11 protein-coding genes are annotated in these 16,778 nt (G+C 45.3%); 3 read left to right on the top strand and 8 right to left on the bottom strand.

The window, feature by feature from the left end:
* Window positions 1–26: 26 nt before the first annotated feature.
* Window positions 27–5,447: a LamG-like jellyroll fold domain-containing protein gene (locus EXU57_RS06890; protein WP_133267455.1), complete on the bottom strand. Its 5,421-nt coding sequence runs from the start codon at window positions 5,445–5,447 to the stop codon at window positions 27–29.
* Between the two features lie 520 nt (window positions 5,448–5,967).
* Between EXU57_RS06890 and EXU57_RS06885 the strand changes: the two genes are divergently transcribed.
* Both EXU57_RS06885 and EXU57_RS06880 read left to right on the top strand, forming a co-directional pair.
* Window positions 5,968–6,393 (top strand): hypothetical protein, encoded by a 426-nt coding sequence (locus EXU57_RS06885; RefSeq protein ID WP_243745533.1) that lies wholly within the window; start codon window positions 5,968–5,970, stop codon window positions 6,391–6,393.
* A 302-nt stretch (window positions 6,394–6,695) separates the two neighbouring features.
* Window positions 6,696–7,238, top strand: a complete 543-nt coding sequence (locus EXU57_RS06880; protein WP_133267453.1) for a DUF3575 domain-containing protein — start codon at window positions 6,696–6,698, stop codon at window positions 7,236–7,238.
* Window positions 7,239–7,718: 480 nt separating this feature from the next.
* Here the strand turns inward: EXU57_RS06880 and EXU57_RS06875 are convergent, their stop codons facing one another.
* Entirely contained in the window at window positions 7,719–7,931 is a 213-nt protein-coding gene (locus EXU57_RS06875) for a hypothetical protein (protein WP_133267452.1), read from the bottom strand.
* Window positions 7,932–8,059: 128 nt separating this feature from the next.
* Entirely contained in the window at window positions 8,060–10,615 is a 2,556-nt protein-coding gene (locus tag EXU57_RS06870) for a BamA/TamA family outer membrane protein (protein WP_165958062.1), read from the bottom strand.
* A 112-nt stretch (window positions 10,616–10,727) separates the two neighbouring features.
* On the opposite strand from EXU57_RS06870, the gene EXU57_RS06865 reads away from it, so the two are divergent.
* On the top strand, window positions 10,728–11,498 hold the full coding sequence (locus tag EXU57_RS06865; RefSeq protein WP_165958061.1) for a transporter: 771 nt from the start codon (window positions 10,728–10,730) through the stop codon (window positions 11,496–11,498).
* Between the two features lie 56 nt (window positions 11,499–11,554).
* Here EXU57_RS06865 and EXU57_RS06860 read toward each other — a convergent pair whose 3' ends face one another.
* The 5 genes from EXU57_RS06860 to EXU57_RS06840 all read right to left on the bottom strand — a co-directional run bounded on the left by EXU57_RS06860 (window position 11,555) and on the right by EXU57_RS06840 (window position 16,568).
* Window positions 11,555–12,004 (bottom strand): hypothetical protein, encoded by a 450-nt coding sequence (locus tag EXU57_RS06860; RefSeq protein ID WP_133267449.1) that lies wholly within the window; start codon window positions 12,002–12,004, stop codon window positions 11,555–11,557.
* A 251-nt stretch (window positions 12,005–12,255) separates the two neighbouring features.
* Window positions 12,256–12,798 (bottom strand): hypothetical protein, encoded by a 543-nt coding sequence (locus EXU57_RS06855; RefSeq protein WP_133267448.1) that lies wholly within the window; start codon window positions 12,796–12,798, stop codon window positions 12,256–12,258.
* A gap of 729 nt (window positions 12,799–13,527) precedes the next feature.
* Window positions 13,528–13,800 carry a hypothetical protein gene (locus EXU57_RS06850; RefSeq protein ID WP_133267447.1) on the bottom strand — a complete coding sequence of 91 codons (273 nt, stop codon included), beginning with the start codon at window positions 13,798–13,800 and terminating at the stop codon, window positions 13,528–13,530.
* Window positions 13,801–13,918: 118 nt separating this feature from the next.
* Window positions 13,919–15,835 (bottom strand): ABC transporter ATP-binding protein, encoded by a 1,917-nt coding sequence (locus EXU57_RS06845; protein ID WP_133267446.1) that lies wholly within the window; start codon window positions 15,833–15,835, stop codon window positions 13,919–13,921.
* Between the two features lie 148 nt (window positions 15,836–15,983).
* Window positions 15,984–16,568 (bottom strand): hypothetical protein, encoded by a 585-nt coding sequence (locus EXU57_RS06840; RefSeq protein ID WP_133267445.1) that lies wholly within the window; start codon window positions 16,566–16,568, stop codon window positions 15,984–15,986.
* Between the last annotated feature and the right edge of the window lie 210 nt (window positions 16,569–16,778).

Raw genomic sequence — 16,778 nt, 5'->3', positions numbered from 1 at the left:
CAACATTGCTGTTGCCCGGAGTTTGCTTATTGAACAATTACGTTTTGGGTAAATGTGCTTTGTTTATTAAGACCACCGGTAAGTACAAAATGATAGTTGCCTGCACCAGTATTCTTTGGTAGGAAAACCACAAGCACTTTAGCAATGCCATCGTGCTGAACCTCGCGAACATAGACCTGCTGGCCACCCTGGTTATAAACAGCCAGGGTGTATACACCTTTAGGCATGTTAGCCAGGTGAACATTTGCTTGTTTGTTTTGAACCGGGTTTGGAGAAACGGTAAATGCAGGATTTGCTTTGCCGGATTGCACTTTGGCCACTGCGCTGTACCTGGCTGAGCCATCATGTTCCACAATACGGATGCGGTAATAATTGGCACCCTGCAGCGGAATGGCATCGAACAAAGTGTATACTTCAACCTTGTTTTGGTTACGTGCCGAAACTGTGCCCAGTTGCATGTAGTCGATCGCATTGGCAGACCTTTCTACTGCGTAATGACTGATGTTTGTTTCGCTTTCAACATTCCATTCTACCTGTATACCCTGGTTGCTTTGCCATGCCTTAATACCCTTAAATGTAATGGGCAATGCAGACCCGGTACGGAATACAATCATGAAACGACGTGGGTTGGCAGAAGCCGTATTTGCATCAACGGTAAACCTGATTTCGGTATTGTTGGTGAGGCTGAGCGCGGTCTCTTTTACGAGATAGTTGTCTACGAGGTATGCCGACAGGAGCGGATTGTCAAATGCTTCGGGTAGAATGCTAAAGCCATAATTGTTGTTTGCTTTGATCGCATCGATGTTCAGGAACAGGGTATCGGTTGTAACGATCTGAGGCCTTCTTTCAATACTTAATCTGAGACCAGAACGGGTAAGCGAAAAGTTTTCGTCGTAATTATACATCTTAACCGCATCATCGGGTCCGGCTTCAGCAGCATACCCCTTACCGAATTTAGCAAGAACCCCATCAACTGCTACGGCTGTATTCGCTGCAAAACGGTTGAGTACAACCCTCATCTGCCGGGCTGCTTCTGTTCCCCTGAACAAGTTGTTGGTATTGGTGCCCGATGAAGCCTTGCTGTTTTCGTTGAATGTGATCGCTGTATTGCTGCCACTATTTTGAACCTGCACCAGCACTGCCTGACCATTTTGAATAATATTGGTTTGCGCAGTATGTGATGGCAGGTAATCGATGTCGTAGCTGCTGGTTTGATTATCCCAGCTTACGGTAACGTAGCCGCCAAGCGTTGTGCCACTGCGTTGCGGATCCCATGCCCAAAAACCGTTTTTAATGTTGGTTTTGCCTATGGTTGCAAAGTCGACAGGTGATGCATATGGATTACCAACGAGCACAAAATGATCAGCCGCTATATTGTTGTAACTAAAGGTTTGCGTGCCACTTTGCAGACGGCCCCTCGTGCGCATGGTTGTGGCTGATGCTCCGGTTGCTTCATTGATGTTGCCTGAACCATAGTGGCCGCTGACAAACAATGAATACGACCTGTTATCGGCAACTGTATTTGCACCTCCTCCATCATTGTCGCTGACTGGTGAAGCAGTGGTGTTGTTGAGGTTAACCCAGGCATTTGCATTTTCGTCGAACCGTTGAATGGATGTTCCGTTACCACCGGTGGCAAATCCATTACCACCCGTTGGTCGCCAGATCTCGATACCGGTATTTGGAATAACGGAGCCGTTATTCTGCCAGTTAGCGAATACAGAACCACTGTTTGATACGGGTGCTGTAACAAAGCGCCATGCTCTTTTTGCCGGGAAGTAACGCTCGACGGTTACATCGCCGCTAATGTAATTGCCGGTGCCTGCAGCAACTGTTGCAATCCCTGTTGCAGTAGATTTTAACACGAGGCCGCCATTGGTATTGAGTGCACCTGCAACCGGTGTGAACACCCCGGTAAGGTTAACGGTGCTACCTTGTACGATTGACGCTCCTGCCGGATTATCGATTTGCAGGTTGGTGACTGTTGTGTTGCCGCTGATGAGCTGCGGAGAAGTGCCGTTGAGCACAATGTTGCCGGTGCCGCTGATCAATACATCGCTGCTGTTGCCACCAGCAAGATTGCCGGCCACACCCAAATTTGCCGCAAGGGAAAGTCCTGCACCTGTTGCAATGTTGAGGCTGCCAATGCTGATCGGTGAGGTTACGGTAGGTGTTCCTGTAGGAATTACGACATCAGCTGAGGTACCGGAAGGCACCACGTTAGGGGTCCAGTTGGCACTGGTGTTCCAATTGCCATTGCCACTATTCCAGGTGTAGACATTTGTAACGGTTACGGTGATTGCATTGCTTCCAGCACTAGGCTGTGAAAGACACTGAGCGTTACTGGTAAGTTCAACTTCAATAACATCTCCATTTTGTAGCGTAGCAGTAACGTAAGTATTCGATGCACCGGATTGAACCACAGAACCATTCAGTATCCAATCGAAGTAAGGGGAACTACCTCCGTTCGTAGGGGTAGCGGTGAACTGAACCGTAGTGCCTGAAGCAATAACACCAGATGGATTAGCTGCAATGGACACTGAAGGAACCAACATTGCAGGACAAGTTGTAGCTGTTATTGTGTTTGAAAAACTTCCCTGACCTGTGACTGAAGACTTTTCAGCCCGTACGCGTATATAGTACGTTGTGTTGGGACTTAATCCTGTAACTGGCGTGCTTGTTGCCAGACCAACATCTTTTCCATTATAGCCAGCGACGAAGCTTGTAAAGTTTGCATTTGTCGATACGTCTATTAGATACTTCTCTACCGTTCCTCTGAGCGGAGCAGACCAATTTGCGGTCATGGCATTTGTGGTTAAAAGTGTGGCAGGAGTAGTGGTAGGTACAGCCATAGCATAACTTTCAATCCAGTTTGATGTTGACCCGGTTAGTCCGAAACCAGACAGGGTTCCGTTAAGCGCATTAACTGTTGCATCATAAGCTACAGTTTGCCCCGTGTTGTTACCCGAAGCTATACCCTGGTCGAATTTGTAGTAAGCTACCAGTCCGGCGGTTGAAGCCGGCACCGTGTCTAAACGGGCAGTGGCAATTTGTGCCGCAGTACGCTGGGTATTCCAAACCCGCACTTCGTCGATTGCCCCGTTTAGAACCTCACCTGTTGCAGTAGCAGAGCCTCCGCCGATGATTAACGGCAAACCCGTAGCAGTTCCCATACCATTTGTGGTTGAGCCGATAAATACCCCGTTTACGTACACGTCGGACGTAGCTGCTTTTATAACCACCGCAATGTGATACCATTTTCCGGGAACAAATGAAGTTGGCATTGTTACGGGTGACCAAACACTGCCATTCCAAAGACCAATAAGGTTGTCGCCCATGTGTACACTAAAACGTGAACCATTAGGATCGTTTCTTACACCAACCAACAAGGCGTTTTGGCCATTTAGCGCGTCGCGTTTAACCCAGCATTCAACGGTACCTGTGGCAAAGTTGAGCACAGGGCTAACAGAAGAAACCACGGCCTTGGATACTCCACTATAATGCAGCGCATTTCCGGGTGGAGTTTGGGCGACCGTTGTTGCCGATGAAGTATTCGAATTAATACCTTGTCCGCTTACAGATGCCTTTTGTGCACGAACCCGGTAGTAATAAGTTGTGGATGGTAAAAGATTGGTCACGGTAAATGAAGTTGCCGTTCCTACATCAGCACCATTATAACCTGCAACAAAGGAGCTGAATGTGGGTGAGGTAGAAACATCCAACAGGTAGCGCTCTACTATACCAACCGCTGGAGCGGTCCATTGTGCAAGAAAACTGCCTGACCCTACGGTAGCGGGTGCAGAAGTTGCCGGCACCACCATAGCATAACTTTCAACCCAGTTCGACGTTGCCCCGGTTAATGTAAAATTGGTCAAGGTTCCATGTAAAGCGTTTGGTGTTGCATCAAAGGCTGTGGAAAGTGCCGTGTTTGCACCGGATGCCGTACCCTGGTCGAACCGGTAGTAAGCTTTCAACCCCGATGTAGACGGTGCAACTACATTATACATTGCTGACTGCAGCTCAGCCTGGGTACGTTGTACATCCCAGATACGAACTTCGTCAACAGCGCCATTCAGGTAACGCGCCGGAGCATCGTTCCACATACCAATTCTCAGGTTAACCGCAGCGTTATAGGGGATACCGGTATTCACGTTCCCGATATCGGTACGGGTACCGACCGGGTCGCCGTTTACATATAGCCGCATTGTTTCCCTTGTACCGTTCCAGGTTGCAGCAAGGTGATACCAGGTATTTGTCTGGAGGTTGCTCGCAGGATACGAAATATAGCTTGTATTTGAGCCATCACGCATACAGAAGAACGATAGATTGCCGCCATAAATCAGCAGCTCAACTCCGTAGGATATAATACTTCGGCTAATTATTTCCTGGTCGCCAAAGCCGTTGAACCTGACCCAGCATTCCATTGTTTTCATGTTTGCCGGTGCGACAACTGCACTGTTTCCACAATTGATAAAATCATTTACCCCATCAAAATTGATGGCATTACCTGGTGCCGGCATATTCGTCGCGGTAACGGTGATTACATTTGAAAATGACGATAAACCTGTTGCTGTGCAGGTTACCCGAGCACGATAGTAAGTAGCGCCAGGATTGATGATTGTTCCCGTATTGTAATTGGCTCCGGTTGCACCGGCGATATCGGTGTAAGTGCCATTCATGATTGATGATGATTGCCATTGAATGGTTATTCCTGATACCCCGGAAGTATAACCTGCCAATGATAAAGCAGCACTTTGGTTGGTAACAATATTTCCTGAGGCAGGACTCACGGTTGATGTACCCGGGGTCGGAGTGCCGGTACACGCAGGTGTTGGATCCGGGGAAGTATACCATACACTTACATTAGCACCATTTTGACCGTAAGAAGTTGGCGTACCATCAATCGAGGGATAAGGGCCAGTGTGAGAATTAAACACCATTGCAGAGCCAGATGCTGCATAGAAATATACACGAAACACGATCGAACCTGCAGCAATAGAAGTAGTGGGTAAGCTAACAGAAGTAAGCGTATAACTACTGCCGTTGTTAGAGAACTCACCTAGCGACGAGGCATATCCATCGACACTCCAGCGGAGTTGTAGTTTACTATTACCTAAAATAGCAAGACCCGATAAAACAAAGCGATCGAATCTGATGGTTGCATTAGTGTTTAAGGTATAAGAGAGATAAGGTGCTGTAGCAGTATTGAGTGTTGCCGAGGTGTTAGGGTTGACCCAAATAGTGCGGTTGTCATCGTACCTTGTTAGACCACTATAATTTAGTTGTGACGTTGTAAAGTAGGGTGAACTAATACTTCCGTTTAGCGGAAATACCTGTGTATTCGAGTTGTAACCCGACCACCACGTGGCCCGGTAGGGCTGAGCTGCCAGCGGAGTAATGCTCCCAAGTAAGACCAGCAGTAATAGAACTTGTAAAGTTGATTTCATAATTCCAGGTCTGATGATTTAAAGATTGTTGCTTTTGAGATGAAATAAGCCGGTGCCGACGACGCAGTGTCACTTCTGCTTACAATACTGCTTAAGTGACTAGGAGCCTGATACGAGCTTAATGCGAAAGGAGGAGAGCTACCGGGCAAATCGCCGGCTTGATCGGGCATGAGTTTGTCCTGATGTGGTGTTTGATTCATAGCAGAGGTTGTTTTTCCAAAGTATTGGTACGTAGGCCGGGTTCGCCTATTCCTATTATGGAACACGGTAAACCAATTTGGGAATCATCAACGATGGCTTGCTGATACTTATTGCAGTGGAAAGAAGAAAATTTTTTCTTTATTTAGGGCCGTTGCATTTACGGGAGTACTGGCAGATTCGTTCGTAATCTTATCATCTTGGCCGCCCTCGTCTTTCGTAACCAGACGTCATTGAATTTGCCAGGCTTTATCAATGGAATATACCTGTTCTTAGCCACGGCAACATTGAAGCGGTTAAGTAATTGTAAATTGCAGGAATTATGCGGAAAGACTTCAAGATCGACAGCATCAACGAACTGCTGGAAGAATGTATACTGGCTTATCCTGTATCTTCCTTTATCATCAGCTTGTACAAGCAATATCGTGAGCGTGGAAGTTTGAGCAAAAAACAGCTGCAGGGATTATATGCGAAGGCGCTCAAGGTAAAAGAAATCCCACCCGGCAAGCTGGCTGCTGTTGAAGCAATCATAAAGAAAATGCCGACCCGCGATAAATCCGCCTTGCCCACCCCAAAACCACTCTACCAAAAGGATGAGTCTGCCGGAAAGCTCATCAGCGACATACTTGAAAGATTTCCCGAGCACAAGCGGGTGTTATTTCTGCGGGCCAAGTTCTCGAACAATGAACCCCTGAGCTCTACAGATCTAAACGACCTTCAGCGAATTGCCCAATTGCTGAAAAAATAGTTGCTTTAAGTTCCCCTAAGCCTATCGCTACAGGCGGTTGTACCTTAAGTCATCATTTTGAGATAGGGGTAGTCACATGTTTATGCGAGGCGGATTACCCCAGTCGACATCCGAATAGCGTTATGAGTGGTCATAAGGCCTGATAAACCCTCATTTGTCCATTATCAGGCATTTTCATCTCAAAACGGGGCTTTTGTTTTCACCATTTTATGCGGTTGGATTGCCATGATCTAAAAGACATTTTTGCAATGAAATCAAAACGCGGAAAACCGTTAAACTAAAAAACAAAAAATCAAACCAAGATGAAAAGAAGTTTTCTATTATTAGCTGCAGCAGCGCTGGCATTTAGTTCCAAAGCACAGGACATTCAAAAAAATGCAATTAAAATCAACCCAATGTCGTTGCTGGTAAAAACCGGTAATATCTCTTATGAAAGAGAAGTCAAAGAGGGTCAAACATTCCAGGTTGGTGCATTTTATACCGGCCTTTCCATCTCTGACTTTAAGTACGCCGGATATGGCATTACACCAGAATACCGCTTTTATTTCGGCGGACAAAAACAGTCATTTAACGGCGGATATGTAGCTCCTTTTGTACGTTATCAGAACTTTACGATTTCAGATAAAGAATCAGACAATGAAGCCGGTTTTTCAACCATCGGAGGTGGCGCAATCGTAGGATGGGAAAAGAGATACAAAAGTGGTTTCGTGCTTGACATCTTTGCAGGTCCTTCTTACAACAACGTAAATTTCAAAAACAAAGCAAAGGAAGATGAATTCGAAATTAAAGGAGGCATCAAGGGCTTTGGTCTTAGAACCGGGATTGCAATAGGCTTTGGCTTTTAAAATTATCACACACTGGAACAGGATCTGTAAATGACTTAATCTAGATTACAACGGCCTTTCCTATTCCATCAAACCAAAACTATAAAGGCGTAAGCAACTCTTGACAGAGGGTGCTTACGCCTTTTCTCTTTAGCGTTATTTTGTTCACGATATAATGAGAAATTTATTAAACAGGAACAATAGCAATCTTAAAGAGTGTTACCTCGATTTGAACCCCGTTCACCAGTAGAGTCCCTGGATAGGGAGAGCCGGGTGCGTCAGAATTTCTTGAATATACTTTCGTTAATAAGTCCAGATTGTTGTTAAACCATCCACACGGCATAACAAGGGTATCCCATGGGTTTGGGTTACAATGGTTGGTATCAAGTTCAACCTGTTCCATTTTCAAACGACAGTGATGAGCGTTGCGCACCTCAGTTTGGTTGTAAAATTTGACCCATCAAAAAACAACGTATAAAAGACAACGGGTGATGAATACTGCTAACGTCCCCGACGACCAGCAACCAGCAATACAACACCCGCAGCCACAGCTATACCTCCCGCATAAACCGGCCAGCCAATCGTTTTCTTCTCATTCCTGTTAACTTCAATAGGACCAAGGTCTATCACTTTCTCTTTTTTAGTAAAGCTTATTCCCGGCACCAGGAACATTAATATTCCAACTACAATAAGAATAATCCCAAGTGTTTTCATCCTAATAGTTTTAGTAGTTACCTGGTTAAACCAGGAATGCGATTATAGTTGAATAATGTCGAACCCTTATTATAAATCGTGCAACGGCACTATGGGCGATAGTGCAACATCCTGATATAATGAAATGATTATCTAACGGGAACGGTTAACCTTAATTGAATAAGGTTTTCATCTTTCGACAAACCGTAAGTAACCTCAGCCAGGATCTTATTAAATGGTGCCAACAATACCCCCGCACCGTAGCCTACGTGCCAGGTATCTGATTGTTCGCCAGGGAGCCAAACCCTTCCGTTATCAAGAAAGCCCACCAGGCCAAGCTTGCCATTGTAGATGTAACTTTTTACGTTATTTATGAAACGCAGTTCATTGCTGTTATAAAAAGCTGTTTTACCCCAAAAACGCGTTTGCCTGAACCCTCTTAATTGTTGGCCGCCGCCTACCGCAGCATATTGGTAAAACTCTGGTTTCCCGGTGATGGTTTCTGCACCAGCTCGCAGGCTGAGTGAAAACTTAGGTATTAACGGCAAGTATACCTGCGAATGTGCCTGGAAGTTTGCTACCGAACGTTCAGCATCCTTTAGATTCTGCAGGAAAGATGCCCGGGCCATCAGGCCAAAACCACGGGTTGGAACAACGGGATCATTCAGGTCGTAAAGGTTGTATTGCGCCTCGGCACCAGCAAATTGCTTAGGCCTGAAAACCATGGTACCAGGGTTGAGATTTTTACCCGTATACCGGCCGGTATCGTTAATTATCCTGACCTGCTGAAAAAGGCCGTTAAATTGTATAGTGCTCCTCCCAATCTTTCGTTTGAGACCAACTGCAGCCAACCATTCTTCAGTTCTGGCACGGTAGTAATCAATATCATCAACAACGAACTTCGAGTCGTTACCCATCCCGAAATAATTGGTCCACCGAACAGCATCATATATGCCACTGAGGTTCAGATCCCATTTGCCAATAGCTGATGGATAAACACCTTTGTAAATAAGACTTAATGCAAGTTGCGAAATGGAATAGTTTAGCGATACATTGTGTTTATAAGCAAACGGAGACTTTCTCCACTTTTGTTTGAGCACATTATATGCAACACCGACAAATAGCCGGTCTTCGTTCGTGTAGAAAACCACCGGCGATATGCCTTTTTTGCTGTAGGTGTAATTAGCATATTTAAACGCATGTACTGCTGAGTCGGAGGCAAGGTGATATTTTGTTGCAGAACCTGTATTGAAGGAATTATCCTTATTGTCATAAATGTGTACTCTTGCTTCGCCGGTTGTCGTGACCGAATCGCGATCTTCGCCGCCAATGATGCGCAGGTTAATAGGGCTTGCAGACGTTCCTTTTACATCAAATATATCATTTCCCCCAAGTCCGAAAATCCTTACCTCCCTGGTCTCGGATGCTTTAAAGGTTCGTTGGTAATAAGGCGCATTCTGTCTCAGGTTGTTTTCTCCCGTTGCATAGATCTTTACCACCATTTCTTCCTCGTTGGGAACAGTTACTTCGAAATGTTCGTTGCTTTTGCTTCCTACAACATCAACCTCCTTAGCAATGAAACGATAATATTCCGCAGCATATTTTACCAGCTTTGATCTCCTACCCTGCAAGGCTTCTGTGAGTTCTTGATTAGACATACCCTGGATCTCCTTTGGCATCTGGGCAAGGGCGATTGCAATTTCTTTGTCGGTTATTGCTTTTTCAATTTCGGCAGCCATCTGCTCCCATCCCTCAAGTCCTACACTGTTTGTAAAAAAACGGTCGAGGTTTCGCTCTTCGTAGTTAAAGCTTTTTACGTCTTCCATTATGGGTTTAAATGGCTGAAAGTAACTTAAACCCGAAGCTTTGATAAGCGTAGACAATAAAACCCCGTTGTATTTAAAAAATGCCTGATCACGGTCCTGCGGAACATTATAGTAAACTTTTACTTTCGACTCGTCACGTGTTCCCCACTCCCATTGCTTCTCATGCCTGTCCCAATCATTAATCAGCATGTCAAACAAACGGTGTTTGATAAAGCTGAGTTGATTAATGCGAATGTTATTGTCTGCAAACATCTTTTCAAGCAGATCATCAGTGCCGATGAAGTCGCCGAAATTTCCAAGGTTGGCAGCTCCCTTCCAGTCTCCTGAAAGCTTCTGTTCAAAAAGGTAGACTTCGTTCCCAAACTGCCTGAAGGTATCTATAGCCTTCTGCTTTGGCATGTACACAAATGATGGATTGGTATGAAAGAGATTTGCTTTCCCGGCAAGGTGCGACGCGGCCGCCGATGCGTAGGGGTGCGACATGGATACTTTATCATCAACCAAATCTTCGATGAAGGTGCCAAGGAATTCTTCCGGCAATACTTTGCCAAGTGTTTTATTAACGGATCGTATTGTGTAGGTTTTTTTATCGCGGGTAACTACCTGAAGTGATTTTGTCTGGTTTCCTCCACCGGCTTTTACAGGCGTTAACCCGCCACCCAGGGTGTCGAGCATGGCTACGGGTAGCCGAACCGGGGTGCTCCATTCTTTCCTGTAGTTCGTACCCCATAACCATTGATGAAACCGGGAAGTCTGGTATTCCTTTCCGGCGGGTATTGTTTTATATTGCTGCGATCCGGCCGTTTGGTTTTGGCTGATAGCAGCTGCCGAAAGCATTATGAATGAGCTTGTTAAAACCAGGCGTGTAAAGGGGTTCATAGGTTGGGGCATTACAGGGAACTATCTAAAAACCTTGCCAAGTTGTTCTAATAATTATAACGTAGTCTTTGAACAAGGGCACTATTTTTTTAAGCATCAATTAAACAATGGTATGCAATCTAACGCTTTAACGCTTGTTCTTATTTTAGTGGGAATGGTAATCGGGCATGCAGAAGCACAAACTGATGTAAGAATTCAGCCGGATAGGGGTGGCAAGTCTGAGACACCATGGGTAACTCCATCAAGAACGCTGCAGGTTGAAATGGGCCTGCAAAGGAAGAAAGAACAAGAGGATCATACTGAAATACAACACCCGGAACTGGTGCTGAAATATGGCATTTTCAACAGGATCGAATTACGTGCCCGGTTAGCCTCCGCAACCGAAAAGTATAAGCAACCACATTATCATGAAACCGGTTTGCAACCAGTGCAGGTAGGGGTAAAAGCACTGCTGAGCGAGGGAACAGGTGTGTTTCCGCACAGTTCGTTAATTGTACAACTCGGCTTTCCAAAAGCGGCTTCAAAAGATTTTCAGGCCGATAAAATATTTCCTGTCGTGCGATTGAATATGGAAAACCGCATAGCTGATCTCTTCGAAATTGAGTACAATGTAGCTGCCGAGTGGGATGGCTCATCGGATAAACCCTCATGGTTATACGTGATCGGTCCGCACATTGCTTTATCGCAGAACTGGCAGCTCTTTGCAGAAACCTTCGGGAGTTTACACGAAAACAAGAAGCCGGAGATCTCTGTAGATGCGGGCATGCTTTACTGGGTTTCAAAAAACATCGTCCTCGATCTTACAACAGGGTTTGGCTTGTCACGTGTTTCCCCACGCAACTTTATTGACGGCGGAGTTTGTTTTCGTTTTAATAAGCTGTGACCATTGCTGTATAATAAAAAAGCCCCGCAAGCGGGGCTAAATGTATTGGGGACTTTTTATCCTTCAGACCTTGAAGATCGCATGGACTTATAGTATGCACGTTTTGCATCTATAAGGGCGTTTTCGCGCTGATTTTTCAGGTCACGAACATGCTGCCTTCTCTCTTTTCCTGACACCGACTTGTCACGTCTTGCTTCTGCAATACGGTAATCGAAGTCGTTGTTAATGTCATCAATTTCCAGCTGAAGTTCCTGAGGTACGGACTGGTACCTGTAGCCCCTGTAAAATGGATCATTAAACGGGCTATAAAAAGGCGAATATCTAAAACCAGGGGCATAACCGTAGCCAAACCCATAACCCATTCCCAGGCGAGGATATACCGGGTATACAGGCGGAGCAACATAAACCCTTGGCCTAAGTTGACCAATATTCCCATTCACTTTAGGTTGCGCATTAGCAGCGAAACCTATCCCCAGAGCGAGCATCACCACCATTATCTGTTTCATAACTAATCGTTGTTTTGACATTGATAATTGCAAATTCTATGCGGCGGAATGAAAACATCCGCCAAATAACAAGGCCTTAACAGCCACTTTAAGCACTAAAAGGGCTGGTGATGCGGTGCTCGTAATAATGGCAGCAAACAGCGAGAAAACCGGATGATATGTCGCCCGGAGGACACAAAAAGGCAGGATTGTAAAGCACTAAAAAAGGCTCGTCTGTAAGACAAGCCTTTTGACAAAAGAGGGATGGAATTCTATTGTTGAAAGAAAGTTAAAGGAGTTGCTGTACCCTGCAATTTCAGGTATAAAGCATTGGTACCGCTCGATTCTTTACCAGTGGTATACGTGTAGCTTGTTGTACCGTGTACCTCTTCTTTTCTCATGTCCCGGTCTTCTTCTACCCTGCCATTTTTTGTCCTTTTGTAATGGGATGTGGCTGCGTGCATTTTGATCGTTTGATTTTGCTCATCGATTTCGACTGTCCCTTTTGTTACCGATTGGTTGTAGGTAGAAAAGCCCGCCATCACACTTCTTGAAGTAAAGTAGTGGGTATAGGTTCCGTCTGGGTGAAAGGTGAAAGCAATTGCAAACTCAAGTCCGTTACCAAGGTAAGTTGAAGGATCTACTGACCAGTATTCGGTCATTGAAAACTTACCATACATCCAGGTACCTTTTAATGCCGCCGGAACATTGGTACGTGGACCTGTTCCAAATTCGCCGGGTTTATCACCGGTCTTCTCGCATGCACTTGTTGCAAAGAAAGCAGCAACACATAATACTAATACTACTTGTTTCATTACGCTATATTTTGTTTTTTCATTTAATGATGGTGTAAAATTTCATCCATTTCGCGGGCTATGCAATCCACAGGGGCATGAACCGGATGAAAGCGGTAACGGGTTGTAATAATATTGTTATGAGCAGGAATAAGCCTGTTTGTTGTTATCGCAGAAGATTTCAACAGATAAAGTAACAAGAATAAAATCCGGGGAGGATTGCTTGCAAGGATCGTATAGCAGGGTTTTACCTGGTTTGCGGGTTGAGGAGCAGCAAGGATTAGCGTAGGAACATTATGACCATATCGAATCGCGCCTATGGCCGGCGATCATAAAAAGCCATTATTTGGAAGATGTTTATGCTTGCGAAAGCGCACCGATGATATCTCCATATGGTTAGTTTTGCCGTGTGTCGACTTTATGGCTCAATGATGCGATTCAGTACAAAAGTGCGACGCCTTCCGACTGGCGCAGCCGGGCAGGCAACGATTTACAATAGAAATACTACAGCCGGGTCCAAAAAGAATTTAGTACTAAGCACATTGGCTCACCCCTGCCTAATTGTAGTGGTCATTTGCACCAACAATTTCAAAGACGACTGCAGTACCCTTGATAGCCGATCTTATTAACACTTCATATTCATTCTATCTCCGCGCACCCTGCTTACCTTTTTTTGTAGCCGAACGGCAGAATAGATGGAATAAAAAAGGCACTCCCGGGGGAATGTCTCTTCAACATGTTTTTGAATTCTTATTCGTCGATGTCGTCGGGTGCAGGAGGGATTACCGCTGTTGCCTCAAATTGGATGTCTTCAGGGTCACCGGACTCAGCAAGACCTTCGTTTCGCATTTCACCATCACCGATATTTGTCGTCAACACCATGGGAGCGTCGTCGTCGTGTTTCGTTTCCTTATCCTCCTTGTATTCCTCTTCCGATTGCAACGAGCTTCCGGTCATCAGGAAAACTTTACCGGTGTTTTCATTCTCTTCAGGAGCAGGATTATTGTTTTGATCGTTATTCATAATTATAAGTTTAGTAAACGCAATTGTACCAATCTTGTGCCACCCGCAATTTAACGAATGCCGGGCTCTCGGGAGTGTCTGTCAAGTGGGCCCCCAGCGAGGACTTCGATCCGGGGGATTAAGCCAATTGTCCGACTACCGGCGAAACGGGTGACTGGGTTGCAACACCAAATTCAAACTGCATTTCATTTAATTTACGGTACAGGCCGTTTTTGTTCATCAACTCAGCATGAGTTCCGGTTTCACTCACCACACCTTTGTCAATAACTACAATCTTATGCGCATTTCTGATGGTGGATAAGCGGTGCGCAATAACAAAAGACGTTCTTCCTTTCATCAGGTTTTCCAGCGCATCCTGTACCAATTGTTCACTTTCACTATCCAACGAAGATGTTGCCTCGTCAAGGATCAATATTGCAGGGTCTTTTAAGATAGCCCTTGCAATAGCAATACGCTGGCGCTGACCACCGCTGAGTTTAATTCCGCGTTCGCCCACAATGGTTTCGTAGCCTTCCGGAAACCGGCTTACAAATTCGTCAGCATGGGCCTTTTTTGCGGCACTTATTACTTCTTCATCCGAGGCGCCTGGTTTGCCATAAGCAATGTTTTCCTTAACTGAGCCCCCAAACAAGATGACGTCCTGTGGAACGAAAGCCATTTGCATACGCAATTGGGTAAGCGGGAAACTGTCAGCTGCACGGCCATCGAACAGTATACGACCGCTATCAGGTTCATAAAAGCGGAGTAAAAGCGATGCAAGGGTGCTTTTACCAGCTCCACTCGGACCAACAATCGCAATCTGTTCGCCATTTTCAGCGTTTAGGCTGATCCGGTTAAGTACTGCAATGTCTTTACGGCCCGGATAACTAAATGCAACATTCTCAAAGGTTACTGAACCGGATAGTTTGTACTCCGGTGATACCAATTGGTGTGAAAGGCTGACCGCTTCACCCTCAGTCCGTAAGATCTCACGCACACTTTGGGTTGCGCCAAGCGTCTTTTGTAATTGGCTAAACATATCGGCAAATCCAGCGAACGTGCCACCTACAAACATCGAGAAGATCACGAACATCGTAAGCGAACCCATCGTGAGTTCACCAGACTGTATCATATTAGCACCATACCACATTACAAAAGCAATCGCACCAAACACACTAAAGATCATAAAGGATATAAATGCACCGCGATAGCGCGCATTTGCTATAGCGGTATTCACAACGGCATAAACACTTTTTACATAACGGCCTACTTCGTAAAACTCGCTGGTAAATGCCTTAACGATAGAAATCCCCTGGAAAGTTTCCTGCACGATGGTTCCGCTTTCGGCGAGCTGGTCCTGGGCCTTCCTGGCCATCTTCCTTATCCGCAGGCCAAACACAACTGCAAGGATCGCGATCACCGGCACTACAGCCAGCATCACCAGCGCAAGACGGGTACTGATCCAAAAAATAAAGATCAGCCCGATAATAAGCGTAAATATTCCCCTGAGAAACTCCGCAAGTGTAAAAGAAATGGCATCCTGTATCTGCGAAAGGTCAGAAGAAATCCGGTTGCTGAGTTCGCCAACCCGCTTCTCGGTAAAGAAGGACATGGGCATCGTCAGCAGCTTGCTGTAGACATCTCTTCTCATGTCAGCGAGTGCCTTCTCCCCTACTTCCGTAAGCAGGTATACCCGCATGAATGAAAACACCGTTTGTATGCTTAACTGTACAAAAATTAGGATCAACGTGGTGTTCAGGCTCCAATGGATATCTTTTAGTGCATTGCCAATCTGCGGGGTCACGCTACCCATTCCGGGCACGGCTGCACCGGGCGAAGCCGCATCAATCATCTTACCCAGGAACAAAGGGAATAAACTGGTGGTAAACGCGGATAATGCGATAAATACCAGGCTCAGTATAAATTTCGCCCGGTAAGGTTTTAAATAAGAGAATAAAATGAGTGCCTGGCTGAGGCTTTCTTTGTTGATTTTTACTTTAGCCGACTCTTCCTTTTGCTTCCCATTGCTGTTGTAATTGCCCCGACGGCCTGCCATATAGTTTTTTTAAAAGATATAACCGGCTAGAACCGGCATTCGGTGCAAAACTACCATTGTCCGGCTAACGATCAGGTAACATTTATAATTTTGACAAACTATGAACATTGTGCCAATGCTTTAACGGTCATTGTTCCAACAGTCAGCGCTACTTTGCCCGCAGCGTTGTCGGCAGCGTTTGGGTAAACACTTCCTGCCGGATTGCTTCAAGGTGGCAGTGCATATCCTTTGCGAAACTGTCGTAGTTGGGGTAAAAATTCCTGACCTTGTTTTCTCCAACGGGATTGGCAATACAACCACGGCTGACAACCGTGTCGCTTAAAACAGGGCTGCCGTTTTTATTATAAACATGTACGATAAAGGTAAAACGTGATCGCTGAACAGGGTTTTTGAACAGGATGCGGCCCACGTTTATTAGTGGCAGCCTAAGGTCACTTGCGATTGAAATGTAATATTGAATAGTGGAGTCGTTGCGACCGGAAATATATTCTTTAACCGTTTTAGCCAACGTTCTTTCAATTCCCGATTCCTTTAAAAATGACGTATCCTGTATTAATTCTGATATCCGCCATTTTCGCCTGATGTCTGCAAAAAGCTGATCCAAAAAATCACGTGGCGTAAAGTTGTTCAACTCATTGTTCCAAAGATTTTGCAGTAGCACTGCCGGCCGTTGTGCGCTGAGGTTTAAGGATAAACAAATCGTGAAAACACCAACAATCAATATTTTTATCATGCTTCTAGTTCAGTTAATGGATAAGCTATGCTGATAATGTTGTGCCAGCCCGGTAAATTGTGTTAAAAATCGTTCGGCAGTATAGCAGTTGCTAAGTTAATTACCAATGCTGGTGCTCTCAGCCCGCATGATTGCTGACAACAATATCTGAAAATTAATTTACGCACTTTCCTAAGCAGCATACATGCGCTAAAATACCTCTGTGGTTAA

This window comes from Segetibacter sp. 3557_3 (genome assembly GCF_004354985.1).
GTDB lineage: Bacteria > Bacteroidota > Bacteroidia > Chitinophagales > Chitinophagaceae > Segetibacter.
This window is presented reverse-complemented; position numbering and strand designations above follow the sequence as displayed.

Excerpts from the sequence above, each read along its gene's own strand:
- EXU57_RS06865 (WP_165958061.1), top strand. The coding sequence starts at position 10,728 with ATGCAATCTAACGCTTTAACGCTTGTTCTTATTTTAGTGGGAATGGTA.
- EXU57_RS06890 (WP_133267455.1), bottom strand. The coding sequence starts at position 5,447 with ATGAAATCAACTTTACAAGTTCTATTACTGCTGGTCTTACTTGGGAGC.
- EXU57_RS06885 (WP_243745533.1), top strand. The coding sequence starts at position 5,968 with ATGCGGAAAGACTTCAAGATCGACAGCATCAACGAACTGCTGGAAGAA.
- EXU57_RS06880 (WP_133267453.1), top strand. The coding sequence starts at position 6,696 with ATGAAAAGAAGTTTTCTATTATTAGCTGCAGCAGCGCTGGCATTTAGT.
- EXU57_RS06850 (WP_133267447.1), bottom strand. The coding sequence starts at position 13,800 with ATGAATAACGATCAAAACAATAATCCTGCTCCTGAAGAGAATGAAAAC.
- EXU57_RS06860 (WP_133267449.1), bottom strand. The coding sequence starts at position 12,004 with ATGAAACAGATAATGGTGGTGATGCTCGCTCTGGGGATAGGTTTCGCT.
- EXU57_RS06875 (WP_133267452.1), bottom strand. The coding sequence starts at position 7,931 with ATGAAAACACTTGGGATTATTCTTATTGTAGTTGGAATATTAATGTTC.
- EXU57_RS06855 (WP_133267448.1), bottom strand. The coding sequence starts at position 12,798 with ATGAAACAAGTAGTATTAGTATTATGTGTTGCTGCTTTCTTTGCAACA.
- EXU57_RS06840 (WP_133267445.1), bottom strand. The coding sequence starts at position 16,568 with ATGATAAAAATATTGATTGTTGGTGTTTTCACGATTTGTTTATCCTTA.
- EXU57_RS06845 (WP_133267446.1), bottom strand. The coding sequence starts at position 15,835 with ATGGCAGGCCGTCGGGGCAATTACAACAGCAATGGGAAGCAAAAGGAA.
- EXU57_RS06870 (WP_165958062.1), bottom strand. The coding sequence starts at position 10,615 with ATGAACCCCTTTACACGCCTGGTTTTAACAAGCTCATTCATAATGCTT.